12 protein-coding genes and 1 tRNA gene are annotated in these 13,909 nt (G+C 54.9%); 4 read left to right on the forward strand and 9 right to left on the reverse strand.

Going from position 1 to position 13,909, the window contains the following annotated elements:
• Positions 1–91 precede the first annotated feature (91 nt).
• The 8 genes from citG to DFO56_RS17150 are packed head-to-tail and all read right to left on the reverse strand — an operon-like array spanning position 92 to position 7,438.
• Positions 92–919: a triphosphoribosyl-dephospho-CoA synthase CitG gene (gene citG / locus DFO56_RS17115; protein ID WP_045512854.1), complete on the reverse strand. Its 828-nt coding sequence runs from the start codon at positions 917–919 to the stop codon at positions 92–94.
• Positions 897–1,436: a citrate lyase holo-[acyl-carrier protein] synthase gene (citX, locus tag DFO56_RS17120; RefSeq protein ID WP_045512857.1), complete on the reverse strand. Its 540-nt coding sequence runs from the start codon at positions 1,434–1,436 to the stop codon at positions 897–899. The genes citG and citX overlap by 23 nt, the downstream gene beginning before the upstream one ends.
• Positions 1,433–2,959: a citrate lyase subunit alpha gene (citF, locus tag DFO56_RS17125; RefSeq protein WP_045512859.1), complete on the reverse strand. Its 1,527-nt coding sequence runs from the start codon at positions 2,957–2,959 to the stop codon at positions 1,433–1,435. The genes citX and citF overlap by 4 nt, the downstream gene beginning before the upstream one ends.
• Before the next feature lie 10 nt (positions 2,960–2,969).
• Positions 2,970–3,845: a citrate (pro-3S)-lyase subunit beta gene (gene citE, locus DFO56_RS17130; RefSeq protein ID WP_017457559.1), complete on the reverse strand. Its 876-nt coding sequence runs from the start codon at positions 3,843–3,845 to the stop codon at positions 2,970–2,972.
• A complete protein-coding gene (citD, locus tag DFO56_RS17135) occupies positions 3,842–4,135 on the reverse strand; it encodes a citrate lyase acyl carrier protein (RefSeq protein ID WP_045512861.1) in 294 nt (97 codons plus the stop codon). Before citD ends, citE begins: the two co-directional genes overlap by 4 nt.
• Before the next feature lie 17 nt (positions 4,136–4,152).
• Positions 4,153–5,172 carry a [citrate (pro-3S)-lyase] ligase gene (gene citC, locus DFO56_RS17140; RefSeq protein WP_020455184.1) on the reverse strand — a complete coding sequence of 340 codons (1,020 nt, stop codon included), beginning with the start codon at positions 5,170–5,172 and terminating at the stop codon, positions 4,153–4,155.
• Positions 5,173–5,188: 16 nt separating this feature from the next.
• A complete protein-coding gene (locus tag DFO56_RS17145; protein ID WP_045512864.1) occupies positions 5,189–6,052 on the reverse strand; it encodes a fumarylacetoacetate hydrolase family protein in 864 nt (287 codons plus the stop codon).
• A 21-nt stretch (positions 6,053–6,073) separates the two neighbouring features.
• Positions 6,074–7,438, reverse strand: coding sequence for a 2-hydroxycarboxylate transporter family protein (locus tag DFO56_RS17150; RefSeq protein WP_020455186.1), 1,365 nt, complete (start codon positions 7,436–7,438; stop codon positions 6,074–6,076).
• Positions 7,439–7,773: 335 nt separating this feature from the next.
• Here DFO56_RS17150 and DFO56_RS17155 point away from each other — a divergent pair, with 335 nt between their 5' ends.
• Together DFO56_RS17155 and DFO56_RS17160 are read left to right on the forward strand one after the other, a co-directional pair.
• Positions 7,774–9,411 (forward strand): sensor histidine kinase, encoded by a 1,638-nt coding sequence (locus DFO56_RS17155; protein ID WP_020455187.1) that lies wholly within the window; start codon positions 7,774–7,776, stop codon positions 9,409–9,411.
• Positions 9,401–10,093, forward strand: a complete 693-nt coding sequence (locus DFO56_RS17160) for a response regulator (protein WP_045512874.1) — start codon at positions 9,401–9,403, stop codon at positions 10,091–10,093. Before DFO56_RS17155 ends, DFO56_RS17160 begins: the two co-directional genes overlap by 11 nt.
• Positions 10,094–10,128: 35 nt before the next feature.
• Here the strand turns inward: DFO56_RS17160 and DFO56_RS17165 are convergent, their stop codons facing one another.
• Positions 10,129–12,264 (reverse strand): ornithine decarboxylase, encoded by a 2,136-nt coding sequence (locus DFO56_RS17165; protein WP_020455189.1) that lies wholly within the window; start codon positions 12,262–12,264, stop codon positions 10,129–10,131.
• 399 nt (positions 12,265–12,663) lie between these two features.
• Here DFO56_RS17165 and DFO56_RS17175 point away from each other — a divergent pair, with 399 nt between their 5' ends.
• Positions 12,664–13,380 (forward strand): DUF554 domain-containing protein, encoded by a 717-nt coding sequence (locus tag DFO56_RS17175; RefSeq protein ID WP_045512877.1) that lies wholly within the window; start codon positions 12,664–12,666, stop codon positions 13,378–13,380.
• Between the two features lie 105 nt (positions 13,381–13,485).
• Positions 13,486–13,561, forward strand: a tRNA-Phe gene (locus DFO56_RS17180).
• Positions 13,562–13,909 lie beyond the last annotated feature (348 nt).

Consider the following 13,909-nt stretch of genomic DNA (forward strand, 5'->3'; position numbering starts at 1 on the left):
AGCAGGCAGAGGCTTTTAATAATGCCTTTAGCGCTCGCCTCCTGGGCGCGATCAATACCATCTGCTATACAGATGATTTTTTATAACCTACTTACAGCCCGGCAAGAACCCAGGCCACCGCCAACAGATCGGCACTCCCGCCGGGGCTTAACCGACGAGCCATTAACGCCCGATCCATTTCGCGCAGCGCATCGCTATCCCAGCCAGTTACCAGCAACCTCGCCGCATAATCCTGTACGTAGTGCAGCCCTTCAATACCACCGCGAGATACCAGATTGCTGTCGCGGTTCGCGGCCATCAGGCGCAGCAGCGCATTGTGTAACCGCCGCTCCCCTTGCTCCTGATGCCAGAACGGCAACACCGCGCGGCGCACAGTGATAAACCCCTGCTCGGCTTCACCGCGTGCCCCCGTCAGCCCATACTGGCGAAACTGTTTTTCACCCGCCGTGATAGCCTGTGGGCGACCATCAAGCTCACGCGCCACTAATCCACAGCAGATTTCACTGACCTGCTGGCAAAGCGCGTCAGCGCTAACCCTGCGCCCTTGTCCCTGCAAACGCCCGGCGGCGAAACAGAGCAGACCAAGCGAAAAAATGCCGCCCTTATGTGTGTTCACGCCCCCTGTCGCCGTGAACATCGCTTGCTCGCAGGCGATACCCATCGGGCGCAGCAGCCGTAGCTGCTCGCTGGCCGATTTCTGCGCATGGGTTTTTCCTGCTTCGGCAAAGACCCTGAACCACGGCGTAATCGCCGCAATACTCTTTAAAAACAGCGCATGATCCATATCCTGGTGCGAGCCGTTATTGGCTCTGTCCACCAGCCCCGGTTTGGGGGTTAAATCCAGCTCAAGACGCAACGCCTGCGCCGCAAGCTCAGGCACATCAGCAATGGCGGATTTAGTCGCGAGCAAACCAGCCATCAATTAATTTCTCCACGCGAGCCACTACATCTTCTAACGAATGGCGACGCGAACGGGCGCAGCCGTGTGCAGGTTCATCACATACCAGACAGCGGCGAGTATTTAGATCCAGCGAATGCCGCCCCACCTGCCCTGCTTTCGGGCAAAACACATCGAAATCCCACAATCTGCCAAGCGGATGGGTCTGTTCCATCTCCACGCACTGCGCTTTGATTTCCACCGCCGGGTGCTCCACGCACCACAACGCTTCTGCGCCGGTTGGCAGCCACAATACCTGCCTGTCCAGCACGCGCCAGCGGTTTTGCCACAACAACTGGTCGCAGGCCTGGAGTGCCACGCCCATGGTATTGCGGTAACGAATACTGTCTTTTACCGCTCCGGGGGTAACCAGCGTCAGCGAAATAATGGGTTGTTGATAATGAGTGAGCCAGTCAGCCTGACGCGCCGCGCGGCTATCTTTCGCCGCCAGCAGCGCTTCGAGGCTGACGCCCGCTCTCACGGGCGTCAGTGTGGTCATAGATTGTCCTCTTTAACCTGACGAACCACATCGATCACGCTGCCGTCGCGATAGCGGATCACACCAACAATGCGGTCAGTAAAAGCGATCGGTTTCGGTTCGCCGGTCAGTGAAATCGCACGCTGATAAAGCGCTTCGATGTCGACGATTTTCAGGCCCGCCGCCAGCAAACGCTCGCGGATATCCGGACGCGCCGGGTTAACAGCAATACCATGATCGGTGACCAGCACGTCGATGCTTTCCCCTGGTGTCAGCAACGTGGTCACGCGTTTTACAACGGTAGGAATGCGGCTGCGTAGCAAAGGAGCCACGACAATGGTGAGGTTGGCAGCTGCCGCGACATCGCAGTGACCGCCGGATGCGCCACGCATCACGCCATCAGAACCGGTGATGACGTTAACGTTGAAGTCGACGTCGATCTCCAGCGCGCTGAGGATCACCACATCCAGTTGATCGCAGCTGGCAGCCTTACCGCCCGGGTTGGCATAGACGTTAGTGGAGATCTCGACATGATTAGGGTTACGGCGCAGCGAAGCCGCCGCTTCGCCATCGAAACACTGCGTATCCAGCAGTTTTTCAATAAGCCCTTTCTCATGCAGATCCACCAGGCTACCGGTGATGCCGCCAAGCGCGAAGCGGGCTTTCACCCCGTGGCGCTCCATTTTTTCTTCCATGAAGCGCGTCGCTGCGGTCGCTGCTGCGCCGGAGCCGGTCTGCATGGAGAAACCGTCTTTGAAATACCCCGAGTGTTCAATGACATCTGCCGCGTAGCGGGCAATCATCAGCTCGCGCGGATTGCTGGTGACACGGGCCGCACCGACGCTGATTTTCGCCGGATCGCCCACGCTTTCTACCTGCACGATCAGATCAACCTGATCCTGACCAAGGCTCGCAGGCATGTTCGGGAACGGCACCAGCTCTTCGGTCAGTAACACCACTTTTTTGGCGAACTGCGCGTCCACCATCGCGTAACCCAGCGAGCCACAGCAGGATTTCCCCTGAGTGCCGTTGGCGTTACCGAACTCATCGCTGCACGGTACGCCGAGGAAAGCGACATCAATGTTCAGCTCGCCATCCTGCAACAGCTTCACGCGGCCGCCGTGTGAGTGGATCTGAACCGGTTCCGCCATCAGGCCGTGAGAGATCGCATCCGCCAGTTTGCCGCGCATCCCGGAGGTGTAAATGCGTGAGATCACACCATTCTGAATATGCTCGATCAGCGCATCGTTGCAGGTCATCAGCGAGCTGGAAGCCAGCGTCAGGTTTTTAAATCCCAGACGCGCCAGCGTTGCCACGACGTTGTTGATCACACGATCGCCTTCGCGAAATGCGTGGTGGAAAGAGATGGTCATGCCGTCTTTCAGACCACTGCGGGCAATCGCGTCTTCCAGCGTCGCGCACAGTTTGCGCGTGTGTTTGGTGTTGATATCCGCCAGCCACGGTGTTGCCGCATGCGCGCTTTCAAAGGGTTTTAAATCACGCAGATGGGGAAAATTAACGTGAAGAAGCTCTGTTTGATTCATTGTTCTGTCCTTAACGACGCACGCCGGACGCAGCTGCACGTTCCAGCACCATCTGCGCGTGATTAATAATCGGGGCGTCAATCATTTTGCCGTTCAGCGAAACCACGCCGAGGCCATTGCGTTCGCCCTCTTCCGCCGCTTCGATAACCACTTTCGCGTGGTCGACTTCCTGCTGGGTTGGCGCATAGGCGTTATGCAGCAGATCGATTTGGCGTGGGTTGATCAGCGATTTGCCGTTGAAACCCATTTTGCGCACCAGATCGACTTCACGCAGGAAACCGGCTTCATCATTGACGTCTGACCACACCACGTCGAACGCGTCAATTCCGGCGGCACGCGCGGCGTGCAGCACAGCGCAGCGCGCGTAGAACAGCTCGGTGCCGTCGCCACGTTCGGTTTGCATATCCATCACGTAGTCAAACGCGGCCAGCGCGATACCAATTAAGCGCTGCGAACTGCGCGCAATCGCAACGGCGTTAATGACGCCAACCGCCGACTCAATCGCCGCCATTACACGGGTCGATCCCACTTCACGCCCGCAAGCCAGTTCAATACGCTCCAGGTGACGTTCCAGCTCGTAGATATCTTCCGGGGTATCGGTTTTCGGCAGGCGTACCACATCAACACCGGCGCGCACTACCGCTTCCAGATCAGGCAGGCCAAACGGCGTGTTCAGTGGGTTAATACGCACCACGGTTTCCATATCCTGATACATCGGGTGTTGCAGCGCGTGGAACACCAGCAGGCGCGCGGTGTCTTTTTCACGCAGCGCTACCGCGTCTTCCAGGTCGAACATGATCGAATCAGGGCGGTAGATAAAAGCGGTGGAGAGCATGGCGGCGTTGGCGCCTGGCAGGAACAGCATGCTACGACGTAGTTTTTTCACAGCAGTTTCCCCCAGTCGATTTCGGTGCCTTCGGCGGCGCGCAGAATGGCGCTTTGCAGACGGGCTCGGATTACGCAGTCCAGTGCGCCTTTGTCTTCAATGATGATTAAGCCCTGGCGGATCTCCATCGCGCGCAGCGTGGCATCCACCACCTTGCGGATTTGATCGCCGAACTGCTTCATCACCTCGCTATGGATAACAATATCCAGCTCGCCTTCTGCGGGGGCTATTTTCACCATCAGGTCGCTGGACTCCATCGTCCCGGCCAGCGCCTCCCTTACAATTTTCATAGTTATTTTCCTGATTTTTAAGCGACTTCCGCGCTGTAATGAGACTCAAGGTGCGCAAAAGTGGTATCCGGTACAATTTCCCGAATACGGGAAAACTGGTGTGTTTTAAGTAAACGGCGTACTTCCGAAGCAGAGATGGCGGTGCCGGTCGCTTTAATGCGCGGAACTTCCACCACCTCGACTGAACCTGCCAGCAACTGATGCATAGTCTGGTTGTACTGGCGGGTGATATCGCAAAACGGCTCGCTGCCGATAAAGCGGTGGGTAACACCGAGCGCCGGGGCAATATGGTTACGGAAGATGAGCAGGTCGATTTCGCTCCACGCCTGCTGCACTTTGCCGGTCTCTTTGAGGAAATAGGCCGGAAAGGTAGCGCGGGAAATAATGTACTGAGAGCCTTCGTGAACCGTGACATTAGGCAGATGCGCCACGCCCGCCTTCACCATTTTCAGCCGTGCGGAGAAAGGAAAGAACGAGGCATCTTCCCGCACCACAAACAGGTGCAGCCAGTCGCAGGCCTGTGCGGCCTGCTCCACCAGATGCCGATGGCCAAGCGTGAAGGGATTGGCGTTCATCACAATAGAGCCGATGCGCTTTCCGGCAACGCGGCGCGCCTGCAACGTGCGGCAGTAACGCTGAATGCCAGACGGTGTATTTTCCATCAATATCGCATTGTTGCCGCTCTGGGCAACCGGCCAAAAGCCGCTGTGCTGGAAACGCTCACGATTGCAAGGGCGCGTGCACAGGAACAGATGAAAATGTCCACGCGCCAGCGCCAGATGCTCAACTTCTGCCAGCAGCCGCGCACTGAGGTTTTCCCCACGCAACTGCTCTTCAACCGCTACACACTTGATGACGTTGGCGGCGAGACCTGCACAACCCACCAGCCGGTTTCCCGACCAGGCTTCAACGAAGGTGGTGATATCGCTGTCCATACCTAAACCACTGTCGGCGAGCAACGCGCGGATAGAGGCCAGCCGTTGAGTATTGCCGTTGACTTCCGCAACGCGGAAGTCGATGGAGGGTCGTGCTTGCATCGTATTGCCTTCGTCCTTAGTGCGCTGCTGTCAGCGCATGGGCTGGCGCATCAATGATCACATTGCTGAGGTGACCGATATTTTCGATCTCCACTTCGATGCGATCGCCTGCTTTCATAAACAGCGGTGGATTGCGTTTTTTACCAACGCCGCCCGGTGAGCCGGTGATGATGACGTCGCCCGGCGTCAGGCTGGTAAAGGTACTGATGTACTCGATAAGCTCGGCGACCTTGTGGATCATGCTGGCGGTGTTGTCGTCCTGCACCATGCGGCCATTCAACCACGTGCGGATCGTGAGCTGATGCGGATCGGGGATCTCATCAGCCGTGGTCATCCAAGGGCCGAACGCGCCGGTTTGCCGCCAGTTTTTCCCGGCGGTGAACCAGGTGTGCTGCCAGTCACGCGCAGAGCCATCCATATAGCAGCTGTAACCTGCGACATGGCTTAACGCCACGTCACGAGAGATGTTTTCGCCACCTTTACCGATGATCACCGCCAGCTCACCTTCGTAGTCGAATTCGCTGGAGTGGCGCGGTTTCAGCACCGGCGCGTTATGCCCGGTTTGCGAGTCGGCGAAGCGCACAAACAGCGTCGGTGCCGGGTTATGTTGATCGAACTCTTTGCGTTTTTCGGCGTAGTTCATGCCGACGCAAAGAATTTTCCCCGGGTTTTCAATAACCGGCAGGAAGTTGAGATCGTCAAAGCGCAGATCCGTCGCTTCACCACTCAGCTGTTGTGCCTCACTCAGCGCGTCGGCCGCGAGCAACGATTTCAAATCACCGTAGCGGTCTCCCAGACGCTGACCCAGATTGATGACGCCATCAGCCTTGACGATGCCGTAGCTACGGATCCCCTGATGGACAAAGCTTGCGAGTTTCATATCAGTTCCTGTAGTGCTTAATCAGACGAGGAAATTGCCAAGAACCAGCAGCGATACCGACACGTTGATCGCACCGCCAATACGGGTGGCAATCTGTGCAAACGGCATCAGGCTCATACGGTTACCGGCAGTCAGGATGGCAACATCCCCTGTACCACCCTGGCCGCTCTGGCAGCAGGAAACGATGGCGACATCAATCGGATGCATGCCAATCTTTTTACCTACGAAGAAACCAGTGGCAACCAGTGCGGAAACGGTACTCACGATCACCAGCAAGTTATCGAGAGTGAAAGCGTGAACCAGCTCTTCCCACGGCGTAATGGCAACGCCCACGGCGAAGAGGATTGGGTAAGTCACAGAGGTCTGGAAGAATTTGTACACCACCTGAGAACCTTCCAGCAGGCGCGGAGAAACACCGTGCGCCAGCTTAACCAGCACGGCGGCAAACAGCATGCCGACCGGTGCAGGCAGGCCAATCAGTTTGTGGCCGAGCATGCCGATCATGTACAGCAATACTGCCAGCAGTGCGCCCGCCGCGATGGTAGTAACATCAGTTTTACCGGAAAACGCAGGGGCAGCCGCCGCTTGTTCATCACCATTGCTGCGGTTTGGCATCAGCTGGCCTTCGCCGGTCAGATGCGGGAAGCGTTTACCCAACTGGTTCAGGCAGCCGGAAATAATGATTGCGGTCAGACCGCCCAGCATCACCATCGGCAGTACACGGCCCAGCGCAACGCCCTGATCCATGTGCAGCAGCGTGGCGTAACCAATGGAGAGCGGAATCGCACCTTCACCTACACCACCCGCCATGATTGGCAGAATGATAAAGAAGAAGATCTGGAACGGTTCCATACCCAGCGCCAGGCCTACGCCCATCCCCACCAGCATGCCAACCACTTCGCCGCAAACCATCGGGAAGAAGATACGCAGGAAACCCTGAATCAGGGTTGTGCGGTTCATGCTCATGATACTGCCGACAATGATGCAGCAGATGTAGAGATAGAGGATGTTGGTTGATTTGTAGAATTTCGTTGTGGACTCGACCACCACGTCCGGCAGCAAACCGTAATAAACCATTGCTGAAGGAATAAAGGTGGCGCAAATCGCCGCTGCGCCCAGTTTGCCGACGATCGGCAGACGTTTACCGAACTCGCCGCAGGCAAAGCCGAAGAACGCCAGCGTCGCCACCATCACGACGATATCGCTCGGCAACTTGCCGCCAAGACAATCGATAGCAATTAACGCACCGGCTAGCAGGAATAATGGCAGTGGAATAATCCCAACTTTCCACGTATCCATAATGTGCCACCACTTATCCTTCAGTGATGTTTTTTGAATCGCCAGCGATTCAGAGGTAACAGAGAATGAATCGTCAGTTGTGCTCATAATTAAGCCCCTTGGTTATTTTGTGCCTGTAGAGTAAAGGGCTAAATGCGTACTTTATGTGAGGAATAGCATATTAAAACCGGAGTTTTAATGGCTCCTATGGTTTTTATGGTTTCTTTTATTTTGTGTGATTTACGCCTTAATTATTGGCGTGGTTTTTATGGTTTTTTTAAATAGAAACACAAGTTAATAACATTTCCAAAAAAGAATATTTAACAGACCATTTTTCCGCTTCAGCGCTGGCTGTGCAAGGGATCACAAGTTTCCAGTAAACTGCGTACGCCTGCGCAAAAAGATGCTACATTGGCGCTTTGCTGGCTGCTGTGCGAACCGTCATGAAAGTCTCTTTCCAAATCAAACTTTTTATTTCGCTGGTGCTTTTTTTCTCCGGTTTGTTCGTTCTGCTTGGCGTTTATTATTATAAGGATGTCGGCCGTCAGCTATATCAGGAAATGAGTGCCCGGGCAAAAATACAGGCTGAGGAAATAGCGATTATTCCGAATTTACGCCAATCGGTTGCCAATAAAGATATTCGAGCCATCGCGCAATTTATGCATAAAGTGGTGGCGCATAGCGATGCAAGCTTTATTGTTATTGGCGATGACAAAGGCCTGCATTTATTTCATTCAGTCCATTCTGATGTGGTCGGAAAAACATTAGTGGGTGACGATAATACCGAGGTGTTGCACGGGAAAAGCATCACCACTATCCGCAAAGGCGGGCTGGGTATTTCGTTACGTAGTAAAGCGCCGATTTTTGATGATGCCGGGCGCGTTATCGGGATTGTGTCAGTGGGGTATCTGACCAGTTATCTCGATACCATCACGCTCGGTAAAGTGATCAACATTTTTATTGCCGCTGTATTGCTGCTGGCAGCGCTGTTTATTTTTTCCTGGTTCTTTACCCGCAGCATTAAAAAACAGATCTTCTCCCTTGAGCCGCGGGAGATTGGCCTGCTGGTGCGCCAACAAAAAGCGATGATGGAATCGATCTACGAAGGGGTGATTGCGATTGACAGCGAACTGCACATTGAAGTGATCAATCAGGCCGCACGCAAACTTCTGGGGTTAAGCCAGCCGACGCGAGAGCTGCGCGGGCAAACTATCGATGAAGTCATTGCCCCGGTGCCGTTTTTTGACCGTTCGATGATGCTGGAAAACGACACGCATGATGAGATTTGCCGTTTTAATCAGTTAACGGTGATTGCCAGCCGGGTACGCATCATGCTGGAGAATAAATTGCAGGGTTGGGTGATTACCTTTCGCGATCGCAACGAGATAGACACGCTGAGCGCGCAACTCAGCCAGGTGAAGCGCTACGTTGATAACCTGCGCATTATGCGCCACGAGCAACTCAACCGCATGAACACGCTCTCTGGCCTGCTGCATATGGAGCGCTACGATGAAGCCGTGCGCTACATTCAGGCGCAGTCAGAGCACGCGCAGGAGTTGCTGGATTTTATCTCTTCGCGCTTTAGCTCACCCACGCTGTGCGGTTTGCTGCTGGGGAAAGCGGCGCGCGCCCGTGAAAAAGGTGTCGAGCTGGCCTTTGATCCGCTGTGTCAGATGGACAGAGCCTGCCGGTTGTTGGGTGAAGCGGAGCTTATCTCCATTATCGGTAATCTGTTGGATAATGCGATTGAAGCAACCCAGCGCGCCACGCTGCCTCACGAACCGGTTGAAGTGCTGATTTTGCTGAACGAACGGGAGTTGATTATTGAAGTGGCAGATCGCGGTATCGGCATTGATCCGGCGATTCGCGATCATATTTTTGAACGCGGGATGACCACCAAGCGCAGTGGCGATCATGGCATTGGTCTGTACCTGATCGCCAGCTATGTCACGCAGGTGGGCGGATCGATTGAAGTCTCCGCTAACACGCCTCGCGGCACAATTTTCTCTTTGTTTATTCCTGAAACGGGTAACGTACCGCGTCCCGTGCCGACCCTGGAAGATCAGAATTATGCAACATGAACTGATAGACGTGCTGATAGTAGAAGATGAAAACACGCTTGCGCAGCTTAATGCGGAACTGGTCAGCAAACACCCGCGCCTGCGCCTGGTTGGTATTGCCTCGTCGCTTGCCGAAGCGCGCGAGTTATTGAGCAACATGCAGCCGCAGTTAGTGTTACTGGATAACTATTTGCCGGATGGCAAAGGCATTACCCTTATTAACGATCCGCAGATTATTCGCGCGAACTGCTCGGTGATTTTTATTACCGCCGCCAGCGATATGGACACCTGTAGCCAGGCGATCCGCAATGGCGCGTTCGACTATATCCTCAAACCCGTGTCGTGGAAGCGGCTGAGCCAGTCGCTGGAGCGCTTTGTGCAATTCGCCGAGCAGCAACGCGTGTGGAAAATTGTCGACCAGCAGAACGTGGACTCACTTTACCAGTTACAGGCAAAAAATTTCCGCCAGGATAACGGCAGTAAAGGCATTGAAGAGAGTACGCTGGCGCTGATTCAGAAACTGTTTGCCGACGAGATGGCGCGCTGTTTTTCCGTCGATGAAGTGGTGAGCGAAACGGGGTTGAGCAAAACTACCACCCGGCGCTATCTGGAACACTGCGTGGAAGCCGGGTTTCTGGCGGTGGAGATGCAGTACGGGAAAATTGGCCACCCGAGGCGCATGTACCGCCGGGTGGCTGCGTGAGATGGCCCCTCACCGTGCGGTTGAGGGGCTAAAGTCTACTTCAGTACATAGCCGTACAGGCGTTTGATGCCGTCGGTGTCGGTCTCGGAATAAACGCCCTGTAGCTCCGGTGAAAAGCCCGGCAGCAGATTGACGCCCTCTTCCAGCGCGAGGAAATAGCGCTGCACCGCCCCGCCCCACACTTCTCCCGGCACCACGCAGAGCACGCCCGGCGGATAGGGCAGCGCACCTTCGGCGGCGATGCGCCCTTCCGCCATACTGATGCGCACCAGCTCAACATTGCCGCGAATAAACTCACTGTTTGCATCCTGCGGGTTCATCACGACCGCTGGCAGGCTGGCTTTGCGGAACATTGCTTTTTGCAGATCTTTTACGTCAAAACTCACGTACAGATCGTGCATCTCCTGGCACAGCTCACGCAGCGTATAGTCGCGATAACGCACCGGATATTTATTAAAGATGGTTGGCAGCACATCGGCCAGCGGCGTGTCATCTTCAATATGTTGTTCGAACTGGGCGAGCATCGCTACCAGCTGCGCCATCTTCTCGGCGCTTTCGGCTGGCGTCAGCAGGAACAGGATCGAGTTGAGATCGCACTTCTCCGGCACAATGCCATTTTCACGCAGGTAATGCGCCAGAATGGTGGCCGGAATACCAAACTCGGTATATTCGCCCGTTTCCACATCGATGCCTGGCGTGGTCAACAGCAGCTTGCAGGGATCAACAAAATATTGCTCGTGCGCATAACCTTCAAAACCGTGCCATTTATCACCCGGCTCAAAGCTGAAGAAGCGCCGCTCGCGGGCGATCACTTCTGTCGGGTGATCCTGCCACGGCCGCCCGGCGATCTCCGGCGGCACAAAGGGTTTGATCATCTTACAGTTCGCGATGATCGCTTTGCGCGCTTCAATGCCCAGCGCCACACATTCTGCCCACAGCCGGCGTCCGCTCTCGCCCTGATGGATCTTGGCGTTCACGTCCAGCGCGGCAAACAGCGGATAAAACGGGCTGGTTGATGCATGTAGCATAAAGGCATTGTTCAGCCGCTTATGCGGGCAAAAACGTGTCTGTCCGCGCAGATGGTTATCTTTTTTGTGGATCTGCGAGGTTTGTGAGAACCCGGCCTGCTGCTTATGCACCGACTGGGTGACAAAAATGCCCGGATCATTCTCGTTTAGCTCCAGCAGCAGCGGCGAGCAGTCGGCCATCATCGGGATAAATTGCTCATACCCTACCCACGCCGAATCAAACAAAATGTAATCGCACAGACTGCCGATCTTGTCGATCACCTGCCGTGCGTTGTAGATCGTGCCGTCGTAAGTCCCAAGCTGGATCACCGCCAGACGGAACGGGCGCGGCTGGTCTGCCTTTTCCGGCGCGACTTCGCGGATCAGCTCGCGCAGATAACCCTCATCAAAGCAGTGATCGTCAATGCCACCAATAAAACCAAACGGGTTACGCGCCGCTTCCAGATAGACCGGCGTTGCACCGGCCTGGATCAACGCACCATGATGGTTGGATTTATGGTTATTACGATCGAACAGCACCAGATCGCCCCGCGTTAGCAGCGCATTGGTCACCACTTTGTTGGCGGCAGAAGTGCCGTTCAATACAAAATAGGTTTTGTCGGCATTGAATACCTTCGCGGCAAACTTCTGCGCGTGCTTGGCCGAACCTTCGTGGATCAGTAAATCGCCAAGCTTGACGTCGGCGTTGCACATGTCGGCGCGAAAAACGTTCTCGCCGAAGAATTCGTAAAACTGGCGGCCCGCCGGGTGCTTTTTAAAGAACTCGCCGTGCTGATGACCGGGGCAGGCAAACGTGCTGTTGTCCATTTCGACATACTGGCGCAGCGTATCGAAAAATGGCGGCAACAGATTGTCTTCATAGTCACAGGCGGCGGTTTCCAGCTCCAGCCAGTCCTGATCTTTACCGCCGATCACCGCTGTCACGCCCTGCGGCGCACTCTCCGGCTCTTGAGTGAACAAAAAAACCGGCAGGTTAAACCCCGTCCGTTTGAGTAACGCAAGAATGCCGCTGCGACTCTCCGCTAATGTCATGACGACTGCCGCCACATCCGTAAAATCGGTACTGTCCAGCGTCACCACTTCGCGGTGGGTGGAAAGCGCAGATATCAGCTCGCGGCTGACGGCAATTTTCATTGATTTCATAAGCACGAATACCCGTTTCAGGGGAGTAAAAGACCCCGGACAAAGCAGTTGCTTCGCCCAACGAACGTGTCTGACTGGAACCAGCTCCGACCGCCAGACATCAGTAAAAGCAGACAGCTTCTGATCTTACTGTTGTCCTACAGTGAGCGTGCGTTAACCTCACCGCATGGTGAGTGAAGTATGGGGGAAAATGATACGGGTGCGCGAAGGCATGCAGGTGCAAAATGCGTGACAAACAGCAGTCATGTGCGTCATCTGGCGGCTCCCGTAAGGCGGAATAAAATTCGCGCAATCATGTCACCTTTCCTAAAGAGGCGCAACCAGGCTGGGCGTGGTCGCGCATAAAAATGCTATTCTACGCGGCATATTATTCAGTTATGTGAAACACAGGAGTGACTCGTGATTACCGGTCCTTTTATTAACGCCGCCGCGGTATTAATTGGCGGCACCCTTGGCGCGTTGCTCAGCCACCGCCTGCCCGAGCGTATCCGTTCCTCCATGCCTTCGATTTTCGGCCTTGCATCGCTGGGTATCGGTATCTTGCTGGTGATCAAATGCGTGAATTTGCCGGTAATGGTGCTCGCCACGCTTGTCGGTACGCTGATTGGCGAGCTTTGTTATGTCGAGCGCGGTATCAGCGGTGGTGTTAACGCGCTACGTAACCTGCTGCAAAAACGCAAAGATGGTGATGCCAACAGTGCTCACGAGTCGTTTATTCAGAGCCTGGTGGCAATCATTATTCTGTTCTGTGCCAGCGGCACCGGGATTTTTGGCGCCATGCGAGAAGGGATGACCGGCGATCCAAGTATTCTTATCGCCAAAGCTTTTCTCGATTTCTTTACCGCCGTGATTTTCGCTACTTCACTCGGTTTTGCTGTCGCGATGATTTCCGTGCCGATGCTGATTATCCAGCTTACCCTCGCCACCTGCGCAACGCTGATCCTGCCGCTGACCACGCCCGCAATGATGGGCGATTTCACCGCCGTAGGCGGCATTCTGCTGCTGGCGACCGGGTTGCGCATCTGCGGCATTAAGATGTTTGCCGTGGCGAATATGCTGCCCGCGCTGGTGATCGCGATGCCGATTTCTGCCCTATGGACAGCATTTTTTGCCTGAGCGAACGTGCATTATGCGCAAAGTGGTGATAGATTGTGCAGTCCGCAACGAATTGAAGAAATTTCGTTGACGGAGCGCGGCGAATCAGGTTTAATGCGCCCCGTTGCCCGGATAGCTCAGTCGGTAGAGCAGGGGATTGAAAATCCCCGTGTCCTTGGTTCGATTCCGAGTCCGGGCACCACTAATTTAAAGAACCCGCCCAAAAGGCGGGTTTTTGCTTTTCAGGGTTCCCGTAGATTTCTGGTCGTGCTGAACCCAGACGCCACAACCCAACTCTTCCATCCTGTCTTAGCATTGCCCCTTAGTGATTTCCTGCCCCTCCGGTCTCGCTACCATCGTTTGACAGGAGGTAAACTGGCGGTGCTCATTATTTGTCCCCCCGATGTATTTCATCACCACGAGGCGTTATCCGATCATTGTCTGGTCCGCCCGCCACTGGTAAAGACTGATATCCACACCATTTTGCGACAATATTCTGATTTTCATGGTGTTTATCAAAAAATCACTGGCTGAAATATTCGTACATTAG

The organism is Kosakonia sp. AG348, assembly GCF_003337365.1.
Taxonomy (GTDB): domain Bacteria; phylum Pseudomonadota; class Gammaproteobacteria; order Enterobacterales; family Enterobacteriaceae; genus Kosakonia.